Below are 22,378 nucleotides of genomic sequence, written 5' to 3'. Positions count from 1 at the left end.
GCGATGATGATGGCGTGCCAGAGCCAGGGACCACTGCCGTCGTCATTGTTCTGCCCGATGCCGCCCCGCTCCTCGATGCGGCGCGGCGCATCGACCCGGCGCTGGTGCGCCGGGGGGTGCCGGTGCACGTCTCGCTCCTCTACCCGTTCGTGCCGGAACCGGCGCTGACAGGTCGGGACGAGGAGGGCGTGCGTTCCCTGGCGTCGAGTTTTCCGGCAGCCGATCTGCTCTTGGACGAGGTCGTGACGGCGTCCGGCTTCGTCGCCGTCACCGTTCCGGAACTCCAGCCGGTCGTCGATGCGTTCCGCGCCCGGTGGCCCGGGCTGCGCCCGTACGGGGGCCGCTTCGGGGCGCGGCCCGCCGCCCATGTCACGGTCGCCATGGGTGCGGACGACCCGGCAGCCGCCGCCCGTGTCCGCGGTGCGATCGACAGCCTGCTGCCGCTGCGCACCCGTGCGGCGGCGGTCCAGCTGGTGGCGCTGACGGAGGAAGGCTGGCGACCGCGGTTGAGCGTGCCGCTCGGCGGCTCGCCGGACGGCAGCCTCCCAAGGCCGTAGACCTCGCCCCGCACCGGTTCCACGGGAGCCTGCGAGCGCCTCGTAGGGCGTAGGGGACAGGCGCGGCGGCCGGACGGTCAGGACGCCGGCGGTGGTCGCCCTCGGTCAGCGGTTGCCGGGGCTCAGCAGCGTGGCGGCCGCGGCGATGAAGGCGACTGACGCTTCCTTGGCCGCATGCCGCTGGGCGTCCAGCTCGGTCCGGTCGCCGGCCTTGCGCAGCGCGTAGGTGACGTCCGCGGCCTGTTGGGCGGGGCCGGCCAGCTCGGGGACCAGGACCTGAAGGCGGATGTGGGGCGCGGTGATGGCCGCCCGGGTGTCGTGGGACCTCGTCTGGGCCTCCAGCTGGTGCTCGGCGCCCGCCCCGGCCAGGGCCAGGCGCTCCCGATGGAACATCGCCGAGCGGTGCGCGTCCAGGGCGGCCGCGAAATCGGTGACGGCGCCGAGCTGGTCCTGGCGGTGGCTGTCGGCGCGCTCCTCGGCGCGTGCGGTGCGTGCCGCACGGTGCTGGAGGAGCCCGGCGGTCAGGGCGCCGGCGAGGGTACCGAGCACGGCAACGATCGAAGGCCATAGGGACATCAGGTGTGGGGTCCTCTCGGGTGGCCCGGGGCCGGCGGCCCATCAGGGCCTGGATCGAGCCGGCCTGATCGAGGGTGGGACGCAGCTCCGCCCGGTGGTTCTCGGCGAGGCGAGTACCGCACCCTCAGGAGAACCGCCGGGCGGAGCGCCACGGGTTCAGGCCGGCGGGCCCGTCAGTGGTTGTAGATGAAGTCGCGCGCGAAGGCCCAGCGCTGGTTGTCGCCGTTGTTGCAGCTCCACAGCTGAGCTCCGGTGCCCCAGGTGCCCGCCTGCCAGCCGTTGATCTCCAGGCACCCGGTATAGGCGCTCTTGAGTTCGGCCGTGGCCTGGCCGTTGACGTTGCGCCAGTGGTCGAACCACCAGAGCTGGTTGCGGCCGTTGTTGCACGGCCACTGCGTGACCGCGGTTCCGTTGGAGGTCGTCGGCGGCAGCCCCGCCAGCTCCAGGCACTGGCCGGAGGAACGGTTGACGATCCGGAAGAAGCCACCGCCCACGCTGTTGAAGACCCAGTTCTGGTTGTCGCCGCCGTTACAGCCCCACACCGAGGCCTGGGCGCCCGGCTGGCCGGTCCACCCGGGCATCTCCAGACACGATCCGCCGGCCACGTTCGTGATGGTGGTCATGTCGGTGGCGGGTGCCGCGCCGGCCGGGGCGRTCGTCGCGGCCAGGCTGCCGAGCAGCAGTCCGAGCGTGCACGTCATGCGTGCGATCAAGCGCTTCACTGAAGCCCCCCTGGGGAGTAAGTCGCATACAGAGAAAGGACTTTGGCGGTGCGATCGCAGCATATAGGAACAGGTGTACGAAATGGAGGGCTTGAGTGCCGGGTGGTGTGACAGGGTTTGCTCGGAGCCGTGACGGGGTCGCCGGATCCGAGTGCGCGGCCCGCGCGGACGGCACCGAAGATGACATGGGTGACGAGCCCCGACGGAGCCCGTCACGCAGCCGTGGACGTGCCCCGGTCCGGACGGCGGTGTCGCCGCCCGGTCGTGAAGGGGGCCGCCACCAGGCTCGCGATGCCCACCCCGGAGGCCACGAAGACGGTCGGGTTGACCCAGCCCGGAACCTGCTCGTCTCCGTCCGTACCGTCCGGTTCGTCGGCGCAGACGACGGAGACGGGGAACACCGACTTCGTCACCAGGTACCGCTGCGGGGTATTGCGGTCGCGCCCCATTCCGTTGCACTGGGCGTAGGGGGCGGGGACGCTGAAGCCGGTCATGTGCCCCCATCCGAGGGCCGAGGCCGCGATCGCGAAGGCGGTCAGCGACAGCTGGAAGCAGGCGGYCCCCCTCAGCAGCGGGCGCAGCGAGCGGTCGCGAAGCGCGGCGCCCACGCAGAGGGACACCGCGCCGGTCATGGCCGCCGCCAGGATGAGAACGCCGCCGATCACCAATAGAACGATCATGAGATCTCCGACGCGGGCGCAGGGGTGGCGGTTGCACGCGCCAGATCGGGGGTCAGGCAGTGCAACGCGCACCACGCCCACCCGGGCCACGGCCCCCGGGTGGCCCGCGGCCCGGTCTCTGCCGCGTTCCTCGCCCCCGTAGCCGGACCCGACCGCCGAGCCGGCCGGCCGGGGGCAGGCGGACCCGGTGCGCGAGGCCCGCCACGCTCTCGCCGTCCAGCGGTGGGTGCCCGCCTCTACTCCGCGAAACTCCAGGTGACGTTGATCCTTCCCTGGTCGAGCGGGGCGAGTGCCCCGAACGCGGCGGGCGTCAGGTCCAGGTCGTGCTTTTGCGCGGTCGGGCTGGCGTCAAGGACCGTCGCGACGATGGACTTTCCCTTGTACGTGACCGTGACCTTCTTGCCGCAGTGAGGGGCCGGGTTTCCGGTTCCGAACATGATCGGGTCGAGCGCGACGACGAAATCGCTGTCGCTGATCTGCCGGCCGCACGCCCCGGCCACACCATTGCCGGAGAAGAAGTCCGCCGTTCCCTCGAAGCTCTTGCCGGGCTTCGGCTTCGGGGGAGCCGGGGTCGTCTTGCCCGGCTTCGGGGGTGCTGCCGTGGTCTTCCCGGGCTTCGGCTTCGGCTTCGTGGGCGCTGCCGTGGTCTTGCCGGGCTTCGGCTTCGGGGGTGCCGCTGTCGTCTTGCCCGGCTCCGGCTTCGTGGGCGCTGCCGTGGTCTTGCCCGGCTCCGGCTTCGTGGGCGGTGCCGTCGTCCTGCCCGGTTCCGGAGCGAGAGCGGAAAGCGGCAGCGGCAGCTCGGTCCCGGCCGAGGCGGGCTCCCCCTGCTGTTCCGAAGTGCTCGCCGCCGAGATGCTGGTGCCGGTGTCCTCCGAGGCAGAGGCGGTGGCAGCGGTGATCACGGCAGCGGGACCGGCGGCCAGCAGCGCGGCCACCGCGGTTTTGGCGATTCTTGCTCGCATCGTTCTCTCTCTGAATGTCGCATTCTGCGGCGCGGATTCGGGGGAGTCGCAGGGGGGTGTGCCGTACGACGGTCCTCGCGACCACGCCACCACGATGGCCACCGATATGGGCCGACGATCGCGGAGGATCCATGATCACGAACCTTGCTAACGATCTGCTAGCGCTCCGCTAACGACCCGTTCGGCCGGCGCCAGGGTGCCGGGGGGCAGGGCCCTTACCCCGGGGTGGCGGCCTCTAGCGGCGGCAGTTCTCCGGCCATATCAGGGAGCTTGACCGTGTAGCCGAGGTATCGAACCCCCGAACCCCCGAACCCTCGAAGGCCGGAGGCTGAGGGTTGTCGCGAAACGGTCGCGGCGCCGAGTGCGTGGTTGCCTGAAGAGCCGACGACGTGCTCAGCCGCCGGCTCGTGGAGTGTCCAGCGACCGGGCGAAGTCGGCGAGCGTGTGGAAGTCGTTCTCGCGTAGGCCGACCCGCGGGTTGACGTGATGCAGAAGCCCGGACCCGCGATGGTGGGCGGTCACGTACGTCTGGTCCAGCTCGCTCTGTTCATCGTCCACCCAGGCGAAGGGACGGCCGTTGGCGTGGTCCACCAGCGGACCGGTCTTCCAGTGGATTCCATCAGGGCGTTCTTGGAGCAGGGCGTCGCCGAAGTCGACGAAGGGAAGTTCCGGAAGACCGAGCACCGGTGCGATCCACCGGTTGGCGTCGYCCATCCATGTGGTGGCCCAGCACAGCTCGAAACCGAGCCGGAGCAGGAATCGCCCGTGTCCGGGGTTGAGCCAGACCCGCGGCGGGCGCCGCCGGGACGAGAGGCTCGTGTGCTCCTCAAGGACTTCGCCGTCCAGAGGCGTTCTGAGTGTGGTGTAGCCGTCGGGGCACTTCTCCGGCTCGGCCGCATAAGGGTTGAGCGGCCCGTCCACGTCGAGGAACAGCAGTGGTCCGTTCACGGTTTCCCCCGGTCGTGCTCACTGTCGACTGCCCTGGGAAGCGTAGCCGCAGAGATCGTCTCGGCACGGGGCCGGCCTGAGTGATGATCTTGATGTGGTGGGTGTGATCACGGCGTCGGAGCCGTGCTGGACAGCCCCACCGAAAGGTGCCTCTGGCACGGTCGGCGGGCACGTGCACGGGGGCCGGATCCGGGCCGCCCTCCGCGGGCCGGTCCGCTCGTCGCAACCTCACCCGCATGTGCGGCGTTGTGCTGCTGTTGGCCCCCGTCTTCCAGGAGCACCGAGTGACGCGTACCTCTTTACCCACCCCCGATGGCCTGTTGCGCCAGACCCTCGGCGAATGGCGCATCGGCCTGGTGGCCTGGCGGCTGCTCGTCCTGCAGACCGCGCACCCGGCCGTCGCGGCCGGCACCGCCCGCTTCTCCACGTACCGAGCCCACCCCTGGCGGCGGATCGAGCACACCATGGACAGCGGCAGCCGGCTGTTCTTCGCCGGGCCCGAGGACCGGCAGCGCGAGATCGCCCGGCTGGAGCGCGCGCACCGCCGGATCCGCGGCACCGACGACGCCGGCCGCCCGTACGACGCCGAGGACCCCGAGGTCCGTGCCTGGGTGATGCTGACGCTGTACGAGGCCATGACGGCCATGCGCGAGCTGTCCGGTGACCCGCTCCAACCAGCCGAGCTCGACGTGCTGTACGCGGAGTTCAAAGAGGTCTGCACGGCCCTCGGCATCCCCGCCGAGGTCCTCCCGCCAACCGCCGCCGACGTACCCGCGTACGTCGACCGGACCGTCCGCGAGGTCCTCGAACTCGGTGACCAGGTCCGCTACCTGCTCTTCGAGATGCTGCGCGAGGCTCCCGCACCCCGCCGGCTCGGACGGCTCCGGCCCGCCTGGCCGCTGCTGCGCACCGTCGCCGCGAGTGTGCTGACCACCCTGACCGTCGCCGACCTGCCACCCGCCTGGCACGAGCGGTTCGCCATGCCCCGTACCCGTACCGCCGCCGCCCTGTCCTGGACGCTGCACCGCGGTATGCGGCAGGTGATGACCCGTCTGCCGGACCACCTGCGCTACCGCGGCAACGCCGACGACGGAGGCCGGCGGCGACCTGCTTCCGCGCGGCCCCCGGCGGCCACGCGCCTGCCCCGCCCCCGCACCTTCGACTCCCGTCCGGCGCGGCTGGAGGCGTTCTTCCGGCAGGTGCTCGACCAGACCGGTGACGGGCGGGTGGACTCCGCCGACCTCCAGGCGATGGTCCACAACGTGTGCTGGCAGCTGGAGCTTCCCGTCGAGCGCGAGGACCGGCTGTACGCCGCCTTCGAGTCCTGGTGGGAGCAACTGCGCGAGGGCATGGACGCGGACGGCGACGGCGCGGTGGAGTGCGCCGAGTTCGTGTCCGCGATGCTCAAGGGCCTCGACCGGGATCCGGACTACCTTGACCAGGGGCTCAAGCCGGCGGTACGCACCCTGTTCCAGACCGCCGACACCGACGGCAGCGGATATCTGTGCGCGGACGAGTACCGCGTCCTGTTCGGGGGCCCGCGGGTCCACCCCGCCGAACTGAACGATGCCTTCCGGCAACTGGACGGGGACGGTGACGGCCGGGTCGGCGAGGAGGAGTTCGTCGCCGCGTTCGTCGACTTCTTCACCGCCCGGGCGGACACTGCTGCGGGTGTGGCGCTGCTGGGCCGTCCCTGACTCCTACCTGCCCAACGCTCGGGACGGCCCAGGACGGCGAAGTGGCTCGGCCTCGGGGCATTCCGCTCCGCGGCCCGGCCTCGGCCATCCGGGATCCGGCGTTCGGGGTCGTGCACGCGGGCGCGGCGGGTGTCCTCGTCGTTCGTCGTTGGCGGCGAGCCGGGCCCGGTCTGCTTCGACGTCGGGAGCGCCCCGAACCGCCCCTCGGCGACGCAGGGGCCGGCCTACGGCTGGTCCCGCCAGCCGGGAGCCGACGCCTTCCGGGCCGTGCGCGCGTGCGGAGGGCGGTGCGCTGCCGAGTACCCGGCGGACGGGGACGCGATCGTCTCCACGTACTCCCGCGCCCCGCCCGCCCCCGCCATGCGGGGGAGCGCATGCACGACCTCCCTCCGCTGCGGTCGAGGCCATCCGCGAGATGCCGCAGGACGAACCGACAGATAGGATGAAACGGCCATCAGTGCGGCATGGCGGCTCGACCGCTGCCGCTGCCGCTGCCGCGGGCTTCGGAGCCATCGCGCCGCACCGGCCGCACCGGCCGCACCGTCAGCATCCAAGGCAGGTTGAATGATGAACCGGACACGTCGTCTTGCAGCACTCACGCTCTTGGTGGCCCCCGCTCTCGTGCTGGGCCCCACCGTCGCCGCCCATGCCTCGGCCACCGCGGTCCCCGCGGCCGCAAAGTGCAACGTCGAGGTGGACTCAGTCGGCAAGTACCACGTGTGGGGCGTAGGATTCCCCGCCGGTACGACGGTGACCTACTCCGGCTCCACCTCGGGCTCGGTCCCCATCGACAAGTCGGGACGGTTCGACCTCGGCGGTCTCACCGGAAGCAAGTACACGGTCAAGACGACAGACGGCAAGACCACGGTCACCTGCACAGCGGTCCACCACTGAGCCTCACGACTGCTTTCGGGTCGGTGCGCAGCCGACCGACCGCTCCCGCGTCGTCCGGCCCCAGGCCGGCGTCCCGGTCGTAGCGACCCCGCGGGGCGCTGCGTGGCCAGCCCACGCAGCGCCCCGCGGCGTCGACGTCCGGCGCACCGACGAGCAGGGGTGTCCACGTAGCTCGGCGTGGTGTTCAGACTCCCTGGCATCGGCCCGGAGCCTGCGCGAAAACCTGGTGGCGTACGACGGCCACCCCTGCTAGTTTTCCGGAGGCCGTGCGAGAGAACGAGGAGGTGGTACCCGTGAACGCAGTATCGACATGGGTGCTCTCCTCCGGGGTCACGGTCGGGCGATAGGTCGTCCGGGAGCGCCGTTCATGAGCACTCCCGAAAGGCACGACCATGCACTTCATTTCTGAACAGCTCCTCGACGACGGCGTCCTGGAGCGCGCATTCACCCTCGGTGAGATCCCCGGAATCCTGTGGACGCCCGCGTCCGCTTCCGACTCCGCACCGGTGCCGCTGATCCTGCTGGGCCACCCCCCGCTCGGACTGCGCAAGATGTACCCCCGCCTCGTGGAACGGGCCCGGCAGGCCGCGGCGGATGGCTTCGCCGCGGCCACCATCGAGCTCCCCGGAAGCGGCGACCGGCCCCGTTGGCCCGCCGCTGAGCAGGCCCGCGCCGACCTGCGCCACGCGATGGAAGCCGGCGAGCCGGTCAGCGACGAGGTCATCGACGCCCTCGTCCTCCCGCTCGTCGACAAGGCGGTCCCGGAATGGCAGGCCGCCCTGGACGCCTTCCTGTCGCTGCCCGAGATCGACGGCCCGGTCGGGTACTCGGGGGGAGTGATCTCCATCGGCGTTCGCCTTGCGGCGGTCGAGCCGCGCATCGTGGCCGCTGGACTCTTCGCCGGGAGCTTCGTGCCTCGCGCCGTCTTCGAGGAGGCCCGCCGGGTCACGATCCCGCTGCACGTCCTGTTGCAGTGGGACGACGAGGGGAACGACCGGCAGGCGTCCCTGGACCTGTTCGACGCCTTCGGCTCCGAGGAGAAGTCCCTCCACGCCAATATGGGCGGGCACACGGGCGTCCCGCAGTTCGCGGGGGACGTTGCGGCCCGGTTCTTCACCCGGCACCTGAGGTGAGCCCGCGACGTCGGGCCACCGGCAGACGGTAGGCCGGGCCGGCCAGGATGCTCCTCGTCGAGGTCGGGTCCTGGCGCTCCTGCGCGTGTCTACGCCGCGTGCCCCTGCCGACTCGGCAGGGGCACGCGTGCCCGATGGCGACGGATGAGCAGTTCCGGGAGCCCGTCCCGTGGATGGGGCAGTGGGTCCGGAGCCCAGGCTGCCGACCTGAATCGGTTCGGTTGCGGCGGCCGAGTTGGGCGGATCACCTATGACGGAGCGTCGTGGTGGGCTTCGGTGGACCGGGGGCCGAGCTTGTGCGGCCGTGGCGTGCGCAGGGCCGTGACCAGCCAGGGCTGGAAGGGCAGGTGCCCGGGGAGCACGTGCCAGCCGTTGACGGTCCAGACCAGGCGCCAGTACCGCGCTACGAGAGGGTCGTGCCCCACCGCGAGCTGCCGGGCCATCCATTCCCGCAGGTCACCGTCATCGGGCCGGTCGAGTGCGGCGGTGAAGCGCGCCACTACGGCGTCGACCACGGGGACGGCCAGGTCGCTCTCCGGTTCGGTTCCCGCGTCCACAGCGGCGGCGACCGCCTGCCGGGCGAAGCACATGAGATCCGCCGCTTCTCCCGGGGCGATACCCGCAAGGGCGTCCTCGTCGGCGGGCGGGAGCGCGGCCCGGGCCAGGAGCGCGCGGAAGGTGTCGTCCGCGATCAGCTCGGTGATCTCCAGCCAAGCGTCGAGCTGCGCGTCGGACGGATCATCGGGAAGGTCGGGCACGGCAGTGCGCAGGGCGGCGACCGCACTCCGGGCGGCGGGTGTGTCGGCCTGGAGGCCGCTCAGGAAGTCGGCCACCAGGCGGCGTCGTTCGTCGGAGGCGAGACGGGTCAGGCGGTGCATTCGAGTGATCTCCTCAGGAGTGGCGCCGCGTCCGGCCATGGAACGCAGGAGGCTCAGCCGTGTGCGCAGGGCCCGGATCTGGAGCTCGGTGGCGCTTGCGTGCGCGGTGGCGACCTCAATGAGGGAGAGACCGCCGTCGAGAACGCGGCGGACGGTGGGCAGGCCGATGTCCAGCTCCCGCAGCACACTGATCGTCCGCAGCCGGTCGAGGGCCACGTCGTCGTAGCGGCGGTATCCGGAGCGGTTTCGCCGGGTCGGGGGCAACAGCCCGGTGTCCGAGTAGAACCGGATCGTGCGGACCGGGATGCCGGTACGGGTGGAGAGGTCGCCGATCGAGTGCGGGGGCGTCATGCCGTTCATGACAGCAACTCTCCGGTCTCCAGTCACTGGAGAGTCAAGCCGCCCGGTGCGCCCCTGCCAAAACGAATGACCACGACACCATGGACCCCCGGCGACATCACCGCACGATGCGCGCAGCCGCAGCCGCAGCCGCAGCCGCAGCCGCAGCCGCAGCCGAGCTCGTCGTGCACCCGACCCCCACCTGATCGACACCACGGACCAGGGCGCGGCCTGCCGAGACCCACCCGGGGCACCCGAATCGCTTCCACACTGGCTTGAACTGCGGTGAGTCACCCCGCTGCCCGGCCGGCTCGACGGACACTCCGCCGGGCGGTTCCTTCTGGAGATCCCCCTTTTCGCCGCCCCGGCGGCGTGCTGGTGGGCCCGGCAGACGGTGGAGTCGACGTTCACGTCCCAGGTGATCAGGCCCTTCGCGTCGGCTTCGGCTTGGAGCCGGGTGAGGATCCGGGCCCAGGTCCCGTCCCGCTGCCAGCGCCGGAACAGGTCATGGACCCGGTCCCACGGCCCGTAACGCTCCGGCACATCACGCCATGGGGCGCCGGTCCGCGTCCGCCACCGTATGCCGTCTATCAGCTGCCGCCGCGTCCACACCTGCGGACGACCCGGCTTGATGCCCTGCGGCAGCAACGGCTCAAGCCGGGCTCACTGGCCATTCGTCAGATCACCACGTCCCACAACAAGTGATCATCTACGAACAAGATCCACTTTCCCGACAGGCCCTAGCTGTATTGACCCGCAGCGTCGGTGACGAGGTCCTCGCACGGCGGCTGCGGGGTGGCTTCGACGAACGCCCTGCGCTTCATCAGCCCCACAAATTCCGGTAGTTCGCGATGTCCACGTCGGCCGGCTCCGTGACCCACAGCGTCGACGTGGGGGAGGCCCAAGGATCGACGCCACGTCGCGGCTCTTGTGGCAGAGGCCGAGGGTGTGGCCGAGCTCGTGCCCGAGGACGTTCAGCCTGCCGCTGGTGCCCGACTCGACCGCGAGCGGGTCGAGCATCGTGTCCCCGCCCAGGGCGACGGCGTGAAGCCCCGGAGCGTACCGGCGCCGTCCGGGGCGGCAGCCGCGGCGGGCCGGCCCGCCACCCGCCCAGGCGGACACGCTGGCCGGGACTGCGGGTGACGGCGGTAACCACTCGCTCCCTCACTCCGCTCTACGGCCGCCACCCGCACCGGGGTCCGACTCGGCCGTTCCGCTCGGCCTGGGCGCGGCTTCCGGTGGGTTCACCGGCGAAGGGCTGGGAGCAGCTGCTGTTACGGCTCCTTGGAGGGCGCGGGCAGGTGGTGCCACGTGTGTCCGCAGGTGCCCCTGTCCGTCTGCGGCGGGTATCGGCGACGGCGAAGCCGCCTCGTATCGGTCATCGGTTGACGATTGCATGCGGCGGTTCGGGGTCAGGGCGGCCCCGGTTGGCATTGGAGGCGGGGACGGGAGTCGTTTGCTCGCGGCTTCGGAGAGCGTCTTGATGCCGTCGCCGTGATCGATATCAATGGGTTCGGGAGTCACGCATGGTGGTCAGGCACCTTTCGCCTTTCGTCATATTGTTCGCAGGGAGATGCGGCCATGGAAGATGCGCGGCGTTGGCTCGCCGACCGGGGCGTCGTAGAGAGACATGCCGGGTGGGCCGATGCGGAGATGCAAGACCGGCCCCTCACGACCAACGAGGTCGCGCACTCCTGGACAGGTGAGGCGGTCACCGACGAAGGTCTGGAGTCGGCCGAGCGGGTGCGGCTGGCCTTTGGACTGCTGGACCTCCTTGACGAGTACTGGGTGACGTGCGAGCTCCGACTCGCGGACCGGGGATTGCAGGGACCGCTGCCCGTGTTCCGGGTGTCCAGCCGGGTGCCCGTCAGCTCCGTGGCGTCACGGATCAGGTCCGGCGGCGACTGTCAGCGGTGGATCGCCGGGCGGGCAGGGCAGTTTCAGCGGAACGCGGCGACGTTGCGGGCCGCCCAGTCGGCGAAGGGGCGCGGGGCGCGACCGAGGACGCTCCGTGTGTCCGGGCTGACGCGCAGCTCGGCTGGGTTCGGGGCGCCGAGGATGTCCAGGGTGTCCTCGGCGAGGTCCACGGGCATGCTCCGGGCCATGGCGGCGCTGGCCTCGTCGCGGGTGAGTTCCTGAAACCGCACCGGCGAGCCCAGCGCGGTGGCGATGGCCTCCGCCTGCCGGCGCGGCGTGATCACCTCAGGGCCCGTCAGTTCGTACACACCGCCGGCGTGCCGGTCATCCAGAAGGCAGGCCGCCGCGACCTCGGCGATGTCCGCAGGATCGATGACCGGCACCCCGACATCGCCGAAGGGCGCGGCGACGACCCGCCGCGTGCGGACGGAATCGGCCCACCACAGGGCGTTGGAGGCGAAGCCGCCCGGCCGCAGGATGGACCAGTCCAGGCCGGAGTCCCGCAGTGCGTCCTCCACCTCTCGTATCGCGATCCGCGTCGGGCCGAAGGGCCTGGTCGCCACGCCCAGCGAGGAGAGCAGGACGACTCGGCGGACCCCGCCGGCCACGGCTTGGCCGATGATGTCGGCCGGGTGGGCTCCGACGGCGTGCATGTCGCCGGACAGCAGCAGAAACAGCGCTGTCGCCCCGGCCAGTGCGGGCTCAAGGCCGTTCGGCTCGGCCAGATCGGCCACCATGTGGCGGACACCGTCGGGCGCCGCCGCCGCGTGCCGCGACACCGCCGTCACCTGCCGGCCCGCCTCGGCCAGTGCCCGCGTCAACGGCCGGCCCACATTCCCGGTAGCCCCGGTCACCACGATCATGATCAGCTCCTTGTTCGAGGTCCGATGTGGCATCGACGCTAGGAGTAGGGCTAACTCTTGGTAAGGACATACCTGGGGGTAAGCTCATCACATGGTGGAAGGCGCGCAGCTCAACCAGGCCGAGGCGGGGCAACGGTATGAGGTGTTTCACACCGACTGCCCCGCGCGTGATGTGGTCGACCATGTGACCAGCAGGTGGGGTACCTGGGTGCTGATCTCCTTGCGGAGCAACGATCTCCGGTTCTACGAGCTGCGCGATGGCATCCAGGGCATCAGCGAGAAGATGCTCGCCCAGACCCTGCGCGCGCTGGTCCAGGACGGCCTGGTCTGGCGGAAGGTCGAGCCGACGACGCCGCCCCAGGTCACCTACGGGCTGACCGAGTTCGGCCGGGACATCGGCGAGCCGCTGACGGAACTGTTCGACCGGATCACACGGCGGCTGTCACCGCGCGGCGCGGGGTAGCGTCGTAGCGTGGCCGGTGCACATCCCCGACGCGACCAGGTCCTTCCTCGTGGTCATCAACTGCCAGGCGGCGTGGATGCACGCCGTCAGGGAACCGTGGCTGCGGGCGATTTGCGACCGAGGATGCTGACCCCCGCCAGAGGAGGGCCGGCTCACCTTCTGTGCTGCGGCACGGTTGCCTGACACAACCCGGCCCGCATGCCGAGGCGGGGTGGCGTGCCGGTGCTCTGGGCGAGCGACTGCATCCTTCGGCCTACCGCGTTTTCGGCCCTGGGGAGGAGGATCTTGCGGCACCGCCGCGAGAGGATTGATCCGTGCGAACAACCATCGGGTACACCATCGAAAGCATCGGCTACGTCGTAGGAGCCCAGGGGCTCGTCAGCTTCGCTTCGCAGAGCTTCTTCGGCACGGAGTGGGGCTGGATGCACAAGGTCGTCGACCTTCCGCCCGCCGCGTACCTAGGCATCGTCGTCGTGGGGCTGGCACTCATCGTCGGCGGCGTGAAGCTGCGGAAGGCGCCCGAGCGCCAGGAGGTCGCCTGACCGGCGGGCCTGTCGCCGGACACCAGCGGCTCCCGCCGCCCAGGCGCGCCCTGTTCACGAGCACCTCGCTCATGCCGATCTCGGCGACGTCGACGGGCCGGCCGAGCCGTTCGCCCAGCGCACGCGCCGCGTACACGCGCCCCGCGCACGCGCCGCGCACACGCCGGGTGTCCGCCCGTCAGAACACCGGGGGGCGTCCCAGCCGTGTCATCCGCCATACCGTCCGCCACCGCATGGGCCGCCTGGGCGGGCACGGTGTGCGTACGCCTTCGAAGAAGCCGGACCACCAGGCGGCCAGCCCCGACAGCGGTGGTCGTTGCACCAGGGTGTACGCGGCCCACGTCGCCAGGTAGACCGGCACGAGGACGGCGGGTAGGTGCCGCTTGGCCAGCCAGACGCGGTTCCGGCCGGTGTTGCGGTAGTACACCTTGTGGCGGGAGGCTGCGGTGCGCGGGTGCTGCAGCACCATGTCGGCCCGGTAGTCGATCTCCCATCCGGCGTTCAGCGCCCGCCAGGCGAAGTCGGTTTCCTCGTGGGCGTAGAAGAACGGGGCGGGGAAGTCGCCCACTTGGTCGATCACGCTCGTGCGGATGGCGTGGCCGCCGCCGAGGAACGTCGTCACCGGTCCGGACACCAGCGGGTTCCTGCCGCCCAGGCGGGGGACATGCCTGCGCTGGCTCGCTCCGGTCTCGTCCGCGATCCGGAAGCCGGCGACACCCAGACGCGGGTTGGCGGCGAACGCTTCCCGGACCAGCCGGAAGGTGTCCGTACGCGGCAGCAGACCGTCATCGTCCAGGACCACCACGACGTCGACGCCGCCGCGCTCACGCAGCCACCGCACGCCGGCGTTCCGGCCGCCGGGGATGCCCAGGTTCTCCGGCAGCCCGACCCCGTCCACCCCGTCCGGGAGCGGGGGCAGGGCAACGCCCTGGGCCAGGACCACGACCGTTGCCGGATCGCCTTCCTGGGCGGCAACCGAGTCCAGCAGAGCTTGCAGCTCTGCGGGTCGGTCGCCCATGGTCAGGACCACAACCCCGATCTTCGGCATTCCGTTGCCCGTTCCTCTCACACGTGGTTTCGCAGTAGTCCGGTGGCGCGCTGGTCCAGGCTTGCCGCACCGGCCACACCGCGCTTGCGGTATCCGGCAGCCGTCCCCTGGATCTCCCGGACCGCCTGCCGGTTGCGGTCGGAGACCACGCCGCCCATGAAGTCCAGGGACCGGGACCACAGGCCCACGGCTTCCTCGTGGCGGTGCTGGCCGGCCACCGACCGGCCCAGGTCGGCCAGGGTCAGCCCGTGCTTGAGCTGGTAGGTGCCCGGGGTGCGGCCCGCCGGGGCCCGCCGGTAGTGCCGTTCGGCGGCCGTGTGGTCCTTCATGACGGTCAGGGTCTTGCCCATGTGGGAGGCGACCGTGGCCGCCACCGGGCCCGAGGCGGCGGCGTAGGCGGGGACCGGGTCACGCGTGTCCGTCACCGCGTCCTCCGCCGCAAGCAGGGCGCGCGCCGCCCGAGCGGCCTGTCCGCCGGCCCCGTACGCCCTGGTACACGTCACCAGCAGCAGGGCCTCGGTCTGCCGGTCCACCTTCCCCGCGGCCCGGTGCAGCGCGGCTTCGGCCGGCTCCGGACACGAGCCGGGGTGCCCCAGGTCCAAAGCCTGGTGGGTCAGGGCGCGCATCATCCACGCGGCGTGGCCGTCCGGGTCGGCCTCGCAGGCGAGCTGGTAGCCCAGCAGGTAGTACCTCTGCGCGGCGCCCTCGCGCCCGAGGTCGTGGTGCTTCCGGCCGACCAGGCAGGCCAGCTGGGCCGCCGCCCCGAACGCCTCGGAGCGGACCGTGGGGGAGGGGAACCGGGCGGTCAGCATCGGTGCGACGGTGTCGGTCAGGTAGGCGGTGACGGTGCTCAGGCCGTGGCCGCCGCCCATCCGTTCGTCCACGCTGCGGAACATCTCGGTGAGCTGCCGGACCGTCGTCACCTCGCCCGGGCCGACGCTGCCGCCGGTCTCGGCCGCCCTGAGTGTCGCGGCTACCGCTTCGTGGTCGTAGTTCACGGGCATGCCGACGGCGGCGGCGGTGAACGCGGCGCCAAGGAAGTCACGGCGACCTTGCATGACGGATCTCCCGAGATCGGCGATGGCGGCCAGCGGATCGGCTTCCAGGGCCCCACCGATGACAGCGGAGCCTTGACCGGTCTCGGCGACGGTCACCTTCCGCTTCGTCCTTCTGGTCAGGGCCTCGGCGATGTAGGCGGGCGTCTGACCGGAGGGCTTACCTCCGGAGACCCAGTAGGCGACGGCCGACGGACCGGTACTCAAACGCCGGCCCGCCTCGGCCGCCACCGAGCGGATCTCCCTGGCCAGCGCGTAGTACGTGACCCCGGCCTCGGAGATCCCGTCCGCCAGCGCACTGTTCGGTCTCCGTTCCCCTGACAACGCGGGCCCCCTCGCAAGCGATCTTGAACGGGTTGAACGGGTTCCCGCTGCCTCCACCGTACTCACCATCCGTGCAGGCGAATTCACTGTCCATCACGCCACATACGAGGAGACCACCGTGACGTTGACCGACGCCGCCCTGTCCGCCGCCGTATCCCCCGCCCAGTCCGCCGCCCTCTCCGGCTCGACCGTGGTGGTCACCGGAGGCGGGGGCCTGGTCGGCTCCCGCATCACCGCCCGCCTGCGCGCCGCCGGAGCCCGCGTCCTCGCCGTGGGCAAGCTCGACGCCTACCCCGCGACCCCCCGAGGGCGACCCGCTGGGCGGCACGGCCGACACGACCCGCATGAGCGCCGCCCTGGACTGGGAGCCCGACGTCACCGTGGAGGAAGGCGTGGCCCGCTACGTCGCCTGGCTCGACAACACCCCCGGGGCGCTTCCCGACTTCCTGCGCCGCGAGGCCGGCGCAGCGGCCCGAACCTCCCGCCACCCCGACGACGAGCAGGAGCAGCCAGGTGCCCGCCACCTCAGATCTTCCAGCCGCACACCACGCCGTCCCGGTGCCCTGGAAGGCGGGAGGCCGGCCGCAGCCGACGGGCCTCCGATCGGTCAGTGGCGTCGGCGAGCCGGTCGAGTTTCGGGCCCATGCCACTGGCCGGTCGGATGTGGGCGGCGTAATCGGGCCGCGCCTTCGTTCACAAAAACTCGCACACCTCTCGACGAGGGCGACCACGGTCAGTACCTGATGGAGCACATCACTCACTTGCGCAACCCGGGCCACGGCAGCTTCTAGGATCTGCCGCATGGCAACACGACTCGTGCAAATCAATATGAAGGCTCAGGACGACTCCGTGCTCGGCCGGTTCTGGGCGGAGGCACTCGGCTGGGGTGTCGACAGCGAGGGACCCGGCGTGACCAACCTCGAACCCGTGGGCTTCGCCTACCCCGACCCCGTGGCCGTCTGCATCGACATCATCTCCCGCCCGGAACCCAAAACCGTCAAGAACCGCGTGCACCTTGATCTGGCCACCACCTCGACCGCCCATCAGGAGGAACTGGTCGCGCGCTTGAAGGATCTCGGCGCTACGCTCGCCGACGTGGGTCAGGGCGACGTCCCCTGGACGGTCATGGCCGACCCGGAAGGCAACGAGTTCTGCGTCCTGGAGCCCCGTCCGATCTACCAGGACACCGGGCCGATCGCCGCGGTGGTGGTCGACTGCACCGACCCGCGAGCGATGGCCCGGTTCTGGGACGAGGCGATGGACTGGACGCTGCACGAGGTCACCGACGATCAGGCGACCATGCGCTCCGCCAGAGGCGTCGGCCCCTACCTGGAGTTCGTCCGCACCCCCGACACCAAGAGCGTGTGGAACCGCGTCCACCTCGACGTCTGCCCCTACCCCGGTGACGACCTGGCCGCAGAGGCAGCCCGACTGCGCGCCCTGGGTGCCACCGACCCTGACATCGATCAGTCCGCCATCTCCTGGACGGTTCTGGCCGACCCGGAAGGCAACGAGTTCTGCCTCCTTTCACCTCGCTGACCTTGAGCAACGACTCCGGCTGGTTCCCGGGGCGGCGGCGAAGCCCGCGTGGCGTCAGCCCGCGCCGCCCGAGACGGGGATGGCGTCTGTAGCCGTCGGCGGTGCCCGCACGGCTTGGGCGCCTACGGCGGCGCTACGCGCTGGCCTCAGGCCACCCTGGACGGCCCCTGGGGGGGGCCGTCCAGGGTGGCTCTCCCTTTCATCTCGCTGGAACAGATTCCCCACGGCGGACGGGTACGCGGGACCGCGACCGCGCAGAAGTACCTGACAGACACGGCCAACTGAGCCGGACGACGAAGAGGAATGGGGCCAGCCATGACGGGGAAGACGACCCGGCGTACGGTGCCGGTCAAGATATGGTCCGTGCTGCTGGCGGGTCTGGCCCTGTTGGGGGCGCTCGGCGCATGGCTCACGTTCGGGCGCGATACGGCCGCTCCCTGCAACGGCCTGCCCGAGGACGGGCGCGTACAGAAGTCCGTGGGGGCGGACGTGCATCCCGGTATGAGCTGTGCCGCGCTCGGTCAGGCCATCGTGAAGGCCACGGCCGCCGAGCAGGGCAGGCATTTCACAGGCACAGGCACAGGCACAGGCACAGGCACAGGCACAGGCACAGGCACAGGCACAGGCACAGGCACAGGCACAGGCCGTGAAGGACGTGTTCTTCTCTCCCGGGCTCGGATACACGAAGAATCTCCGGATAGATGCCGCTCTACGGGTGCCGCTGGCCACCGTGCTCGCGGACTTCGCGGAAGACACGCATGAGCTGCTCGCCGGACTCGACTCCCAGTACGTCGTCAAGGGGGACCCGGACGACGGCCCGTGGGAGACCTCAGGCACCTATCACCTGGCAGTCGACAACCTCGTCTTCCGCAACGTCGTGCACGCCGTCACCCAGGATCCCCAGGCGTACGCGATCCTGCGTCTGGCAGAGACCCGGTACGCGGCGCAGCGGCTCGCAGCCGTCCCGGGCGACGCGACGGGAGGCGCCCTCTCCCTCCCTCCGACGAAGAACGCCCGGGCACTCGGCATCCTGGACGGCGTCGCCGACGCGTACGCCCGTGACCAAGCGTGGCGGACCGCCGTACGCGACCGCCTGCTGCGTGAGCCGACCACCCGGGGCAGCTACCAGGACGACCCTGCCGCCTACCTCACGGCGACATGGCTCCAAGGCCTCGGGAACACGCCGAAGGCGGAACTGGCCGACCGCCTCCGCACCCAAGGAGTCGACATCGCCCGCACATGGACCCAGGCGCGGAACACCGACGAGGCCACTCGGCAGGCTCTGCTCGGCGAAGTGGATCGGAGTGCGCTGAGTGCCTACCGCGAGGCCAAGTCGTAACCCGACCGCCGGCTACGGGAAGGCCCGGAGAGGAGGCGGCCGCCGGGGTGGAGGTACCGCCGTGATCGTCCCCGCAGACCGCGGTGTTGAACCACTGGTAGGAAACTTTCCTATCGGCTACGCTCCCCGACGGCGGCCCGGCACGGTGCCTGATGGCATGGGCATGACGTGCTCAGCGAGAGCTCTGACCCGGCCGCCGTGACGCCGTCCCCTGCTCGCCCCCGGGGCCGGAGGGCGGCGTTCCCCGCACCGGTGTCCAGCTCTCGCCGTCCCCAGGTCAAGGAGTCAGGCATGCACCTGCACCCCTCCACCCCACCACCCACATCCGGCAGTCGGCTTCGGCCCGCCCTCCTCGTCTTGTCCGCGGTGCTCGCCCTCGTCGCCGGGCTCCTCCTCGCCTGGCCCGGCCGGGCGGGAGCCGCGGCCGACCCGCTCATCTCGCGCGGCCGGCCGGCCACCGCCTCGTCCACCGAGAGCTCCTCGCTCGGCGCCGCGAACGCCTTCGACGGCGCCGCCTCGACCCGCTGGGCCAGCGTCGAGGGCAAGGACCCGCAGTGGATCCGCGTCGACCTCGGGGCCGGCGCCACCGTCTCCCGGGTCAAGCTGACCTGGGAGTCCGCCTACGCCAAGGCCTACCGCGTCGAGGTCTCCGCCGACGGCGCGACCTGGACCAAGATCGCCGAAGAGAAGGCCGGCAACGGCGGCACCGACGACCTCGCCGGCCTCTCCGGCAAGGGCAGGTACCTGCGCGTGTACGGCACGGCGCGCGGCACGGCGTACGGCTACTCCCTCTTCGAAGCCGAGGTGTACGGCACCGTCGACGGCGGCCCACCCCCCGGCGGCGGCGCCTTCACGGTCGTCGCGGCCGGTGACATCGCCGCCCAGTGCACGGCCTCCGACAGCGGCTGCGCGCACCCGAAGACCGCCGCCCTGGCCCGGCAGATCGACCCGAAGTTCTACCTGACGATGGGCGACAACCAGTACGACGACGCCCGCATCGCCGACTTCCGCGCCTACTACGACAAGAGCTGGGGCGCCTTCAAGGACAAGACCCACCCCGTGCCAGGCAACCACGAGACGTACGACCCGGCCGGCTCCCTGGCCGGATACAAGGCGTACTTCGGGAACATCGCCTACCCGCAGGGCAAGAGCTACTACAGCTTCGACGAGGGCAACTGGCACTTCATCGCCCTCGACTCCAACGCCTTCGACCAGGCGGCCCAGATCGACTGGCTCAAGGCCGACCTCGCCGCCAACGGCAAGCAGTGCGTGGCCGCCTACTGGCACCACCCCCTGTACTCCTCGGGCGGACACGGCAACGACCCCGTTTCCAAGCCCGTCTGGAAGATCCTCTACGGCGCCAAGGCCGATCTGGTCCTCAACGGACACGACCACCACTACGAGCGGTTCGCGCCGCAGAACCCCGACGGCAAGGCGGCCGCCGACGGGATCGTGGAGATCGTCGGCGGCATGGGCGGCGCCGAGCCCTACCCGATCGAGCAGGTGCAGCCCAACAGCCAGAAGCGCATCAGCGGCCAGTACGGCGTCCTGAAGCTCGACTTCACCGACTCCGGCTACAGCTGGAGCTACGTCGGTACCGACGGGGTCAAGGACACCAGCCCGAAGTACAGCTGTCACTGATGTACCTGGCCAACACCGGCCGCCCGGACGCGCCGCCCCGCTCCGCCGGGGCCCGGCGGCGCGTCCCCGCCACGGTCGTCGCGCTGGGCGCGGTCAGCCTCGTCACCGACGTCTCCTCCGAGATGGTCACGGCCGTGCTGCCGCTCTACCTCGTCCTGGGCCTCGGCCTCTCACCCCTCCAATTCGGTTTCCTGGACGGCATGTTCAACGGAGCCACCGCGCTCGTACGGCTCCTCGGCGGCCGGCTCGCCGACCGCGGCGGCCGTCACAAGCGGGTCGCCGGCGCGGGCTACCTCCTCTCCGCGCTGTCCCGGCTCGGGCTGCTCCTCGCCGGCGGCGCCACCGCCGGGATCGCCGCCTCGCTCGCCGCCGACCGACTCGGCAAGGGCGTGCGCACCGCCCCGCGCGACGCGCTGATCTCGCTCAGCGGCCCGCCGGAGACGCTGGGCCGGGCGTTCGGCGTGCACCGCGCCATGGACACCACCGGCGCGCTGCTGGGCCCGCTCGCCGCCTTCGCCGTGCTGTGGGCCACCGCCGACGCCTACGACGCGGTGTTCGCCGTCAGCTTCTGCACGGGCCTGCTCGGTGTGCTCCTGCTCGTCCTCTACGTCCCCTCCGCCGCCCCCGCGCCGCCCGTCCGGCCGACGCTCCTGCGGCACGGGGCGCTTCGCGACCCGGCCTTCCGCCGGATCCTGTACGCCGCTTCCCTGCTCGGAGCCGCCACCATCGGCGACTCCTTCCTCTACCTGCTCATCCAGCGAGGCCTCGACCTGCCGCCCGCCCTCTTCCCCCTGCTGCCGCTCGGCGCCGCCACCGGATACCTGGTGTGCGCCGTCCCGGCCGGCCGGCTCGCCGACCGCGTGGGGCGCCGGCTGCCGTTCCTGGCCGGGCACCTCGCGCTGCTCGGAGCGTACGCCGTCCTGCTGTTTCCCGTTGCCTGGCCCACCGTGTTCGCGGTGCCGGCGCTCCTCGGCGTCTTCTACGCCTCCACCGACGGGGTCCTGATGGCCTTGGCCGGCCCCGTGCTGCACGCGCACCGCCGGGCCGGCGGGCTGGCGGTGCTCCAGACCGGCCAGGCGCTGGCCCGGCTGCTGGGCGCCGCGGGCTTCGGGGCCGCCTGGACCTTCTGGGGGCAGGGGCCCGCCCTGTGGACGGCGGCGCTCGCGCTGGCCGGGGCGCTCGTGGCCGGCTGGCGCATCCTGCCCGCACCCGCACCCTCCCACGACGCCCCGGAGGTACCGTGAACCCCCGACCGCCACAGCTCCGCCGCCTCGCCCTCGTCGTACTCTCCGTCCTGGTGCTGGGGGGCGGCTCCCTGGGCTACGTACTGCACGCCAGGCACCGCGGCATGCCGACCGCCACCGGGGACGGATCGTTCAGCCTGGCCGAACCCGGGCTCTACTACCGGGACTCGGCCACCGGACGGGTCGCCCGCAGCAGCGGCACAGGGGGGCCGCCCGCCACGGGAGGACCCGCCTGCGAGCGCTTCTACGCCGGGGGGGAACGCGCCCTGTGCCTGCGCAAGCTGCCGGGCATCCCGGCCCGCACCCAGGCCCTCGTACTGGACCGGCGGCTGCGCGAGATCAGGCGCGTGACCGTACCCGGCATCCCCAACCGGGCGCGCGTCTCGGCCTCGGGAAACGTACTGTCCTGGACGGCCTTCGCGACCGGCGACTCCTACGCCACGACCGCCTTCTCCACCCGCACCTCCATCCTCGACCTGCGCACCGGTTACCTGATCAAATCGATGGAGGAGATCCCGCTGACCATCGACGGGACCCGCTATCACGCCGGCGACGTCAACTACTGGGGCGTGACCTTCGCACGCGACGACAACCGCTTCTACGCCACGGTGTCGACCAAGGGCCGCACCCACCTCGTCGAGGGGGACCTGCGCAACTGGTCCGCGAAGGCCCTGCGCGAGAACGTCGAATGCCCTTCGCTGTCACCGGACGACGCCCGCATCGCCTTCAAGAAGAAGGTCTCCGACGACCCCGCCGCACCCTGGCGGCTGTACGTCCTGGACCTGGCGGACATGCGCGAACACCCGCTCGCGGAAACGCGCAGCGTCGACGACCAAGCGGCCTGGCTGGACGCCGGGACCGTCGCCTATGCCCTCCCGGGACGGGGGGGCCGCGCCGACGACATCTGGTCGGTCCCGGCGGACGGCACGGCCGAACCCCGCCTCCTGGTCCCCGGTGGCTTCTCCCCGGCCGCCGTGCACTGACCCGCCGGTCGGTACCGCGGGACCTTCTCCCCGG

General features: G+C 71.4%; 20 protein-coding genes and 1 pseudogene. 11 read left to right on the top strand and 10 right to left on the bottom strand.

Annotated features, from left to right (window positions below):
* The first annotated feature begins 14 nt into the window (after positions 1 to 14).
* The gene (locus tag AB4039_RS16950) at positions 15 to 557 is read left to right on the top strand and encodes a 2'-5' RNA ligase family protein (RefSeq protein WP_442271099.1); all 543 of its coding nucleotides are present in this window, start codon (positions 15 to 17) and stop codon (positions 555 to 557) included.
* A gap of 105 nt (positions 558 to 662) precedes the next feature.
* On the opposite strand, the gene AB4039_RS16945 is transcribed toward AB4039_RS16950, so the two are convergent.
* The 5 genes from AB4039_RS16945 to AB4039_RS16925 all read right to left on the bottom strand — a co-directional run bounded on the left by AB4039_RS16945 (position 663) and on the right by AB4039_RS16925 (position 4,445).
* Positions 663 to 1,106 (bottom strand): protein kilB, encoded by a 444-nt coding sequence (locus AB4039_RS16945; RefSeq protein ID WP_266846422.1) that lies wholly within the window; start codon positions 1,104 to 1,106, stop codon positions 663 to 665.
* A gap of 200 nt (positions 1,107 to 1,306) precedes the next feature.
* Entirely contained in the window at positions 1,307 to 1,834 is a 528-nt protein-coding gene (locus AB4039_RS16940) for an RICIN domain-containing protein (protein WP_442271098.1), read from the bottom strand.
* A gap of 233 nt (positions 1,835 to 2,067) precedes the next feature.
* A complete protein-coding gene (locus AB4039_RS16935; protein ID WP_442271097.1) occupies positions 2,068 to 2,535 on the bottom strand; it encodes a hypothetical protein in 468 nt (155 codons plus the stop codon).
* A 236-nt stretch (positions 2,536 to 2,771) separates the two neighbouring features.
* Positions 2,772 to 3,599 (bottom strand): RlpA-like double-psi beta-barrel domain-containing protein, encoded by an 828-nt coding sequence (locus AB4039_RS16930; protein WP_442271096.1) that lies wholly within the window; start codon positions 3,597 to 3,599, stop codon positions 2,772 to 2,774.
* 291 nt (positions 3,600 to 3,890) lie between these two features.
* Positions 3,891 to 4,445: a hypothetical protein gene (locus AB4039_RS16925; protein WP_442271095.1), complete on the bottom strand. Its 555-nt coding sequence runs from the start codon at positions 4,443 to 4,445 to the stop codon at positions 3,891 to 3,893.
* Positions 4,446 to 4,681: 236 nt separating this feature from the next.
* Between AB4039_RS16925 and AB4039_RS16920 the strand changes: the two genes are divergently transcribed.
* From AB4039_RS16920 to AB4039_RS16910, 3 genes are all read left to right on the top strand, one after another.
* Complete coding sequence (locus tag AB4039_RS16920) at positions 4,682 to 6,142, top strand: oxygenase MpaB family protein (protein WP_442271094.1); 1,461 nt, start codon at positions 4,682 to 4,684, stop codon at positions 6,140 to 6,142.
* 606 nt (positions 6,143 to 6,748) lie between these two features.
* Positions 6,749 to 7,036, top strand: a complete 288-nt coding sequence (locus AB4039_RS16915; RefSeq protein WP_442271093.1) for a hypothetical protein — start codon at positions 6,749 to 6,751, stop codon at positions 7,034 to 7,036.
* Between the two features lie 392 nt (positions 7,037 to 7,428).
* Complete coding sequence (locus AB4039_RS16910; protein ID WP_442271092.1) at positions 7,429 to 8,169, top strand: alpha/beta hydrolase; 741 nt, start codon at positions 7,429 to 7,431, stop codon at positions 8,167 to 8,169.
* A gap of 248 nt (positions 8,170 to 8,417) precedes the next feature.
* On the opposite strand, the gene AB4039_RS16905 is transcribed toward AB4039_RS16910, so the two are convergent.
* The 3 genes and pseudogenes from AB4039_RS16905 to AB4039_RS16895 all read right to left on the bottom strand — a co-directional run bounded on the left by AB4039_RS16905 (position 8,418) and on the right by AB4039_RS16895 (position 12,166).
* Positions 8,418 to 9,407 (bottom strand): MerR family transcriptional regulator, encoded by a 990-nt coding sequence (locus tag AB4039_RS16905; RefSeq protein WP_442271104.1) that lies wholly within the window; start codon positions 9,405 to 9,407, stop codon positions 8,418 to 8,420.
* A gap of 501 nt (positions 9,408 to 9,908) precedes the next feature.
* Positions 9,909 to 9,998, bottom strand: a pseudogene (locus AB4039_RS16900) (transposase); the annotation flags it as partial.
* Between the two features lie 1,328 nt (positions 9,999 to 11,326).
* Positions 11,327 to 12,166, bottom strand: coding sequence for an SDR family oxidoreductase (locus AB4039_RS16895; protein WP_442271091.1), 840 nt, complete (start codon positions 12,164 to 12,166; stop codon positions 11,327 to 11,329).
* A gap of 91 nt (positions 12,167 to 12,257) precedes the next feature.
* Here AB4039_RS16895 and AB4039_RS16890 point away from each other — a divergent pair, with 91 nt between their 5' ends.
* Together AB4039_RS16890 and AB4039_RS16885 are read left to right on the top strand one after the other, a co-directional pair.
* On the top strand, positions 12,258 to 12,629 hold the full coding sequence (locus AB4039_RS16890; RefSeq protein ID WP_442271090.1) for a winged helix-turn-helix transcriptional regulator: 372 nt from the start codon (positions 12,258 to 12,260) through the stop codon (positions 12,627 to 12,629).
* 314 nt (positions 12,630 to 12,943) lie between these two features.
* Positions 12,944 to 13,171, top strand: coding sequence for a hypothetical protein (locus AB4039_RS16885; protein ID WP_266846411.1), 228 nt, complete (start codon positions 12,944 to 12,946; stop codon positions 13,169 to 13,171).
* A gap of 178 nt (positions 13,172 to 13,349) precedes the next feature.
* Here AB4039_RS16885 and AB4039_RS16880 read toward each other — a convergent pair whose 3' ends face one another.
* Together AB4039_RS16880 and AB4039_RS16875 are read right to left on the bottom strand one after the other, a co-directional pair.
* The gene (locus AB4039_RS16880) at positions 13,350 to 14,219 is read right to left on the bottom strand and encodes a glycosyltransferase family 2 protein (protein ID WP_442271089.1); all 870 of its coding nucleotides are present in this window, start codon (positions 14,217 to 14,219) and stop codon (positions 13,350 to 13,352) included.
* Between the two features lie 17 nt (positions 14,220 to 14,236).
* The gene (locus AB4039_RS16875) at positions 14,237 to 15,598 is read right to left on the bottom strand and encodes a tetratricopeptide repeat protein (RefSeq protein ID WP_442271088.1); all 1,362 of its coding nucleotides are present in this window, start codon (positions 15,596 to 15,598) and stop codon (positions 14,237 to 14,239) included.
* Between the two features lie 801 nt (positions 15,599 to 16,399).
* Between AB4039_RS16875 and AB4039_RS16870 the strand changes: the two genes are divergently transcribed.
* The 5 genes from AB4039_RS16870 (at position 16,400) to AB4039_RS16850 (ending at position 22,344) form a co-directional block, all read left to right on the top strand.
* Positions 16,400 to 17,137 (top strand): VOC family protein, encoded by a 738-nt coding sequence (locus tag AB4039_RS16870; protein WP_442271087.1) that lies wholly within the window; start codon positions 16,400 to 16,402, stop codon positions 17,135 to 17,137.
* A gap of 646 nt (positions 17,138 to 17,783) precedes the next feature.
* Positions 17,784 to 18,476 (top strand): hypothetical protein, encoded by a 693-nt coding sequence (locus tag AB4039_RS16865; protein WP_442271086.1) that lies wholly within the window; start codon positions 17,784 to 17,786, stop codon positions 18,474 to 18,476.
* Between the two features lie 291 nt (positions 18,477 to 18,767).
* Positions 18,768 to 20,117 carry a discoidin domain-containing protein gene (locus AB4039_RS16860; protein WP_266846406.1) on the top strand — a complete coding sequence of 450 codons (1,350 nt, stop codon included), beginning with the start codon at positions 18,768 to 18,770 and terminating at the stop codon, positions 20,115 to 20,117.
* Positions 20,117 to 21,361 (top strand): MFS transporter, encoded by a 1,245-nt coding sequence (locus AB4039_RS16855; RefSeq protein ID WP_442271085.1) that lies wholly within the window; start codon positions 20,117 to 20,119, stop codon positions 21,359 to 21,361. The genes AB4039_RS16860 and AB4039_RS16855 overlap by 1 nt, the downstream gene beginning before the upstream one ends.
* Entirely contained in the window at positions 21,358 to 22,344 is a 987-nt protein-coding gene (locus tag AB4039_RS16850) for a TolB family protein (protein WP_442271084.1), read from the top strand. Before AB4039_RS16855 ends, AB4039_RS16850 begins: the two co-directional genes overlap by 4 nt.
* Positions 22,345 to 22,378 lie beyond the last annotated feature (34 nt).

The organism is Streptomyces sp. M-16 (assembly GCF_052114405.1).
Lineage (GTDB): Bacteria > Actinomycetota > Actinomycetes > Streptomycetales > Streptomycetaceae > Streptomyces.
Note: the sequence above shows the minus strand (reverse complement) of the source record. Positions and strands in the feature narration are given on the sequence as shown.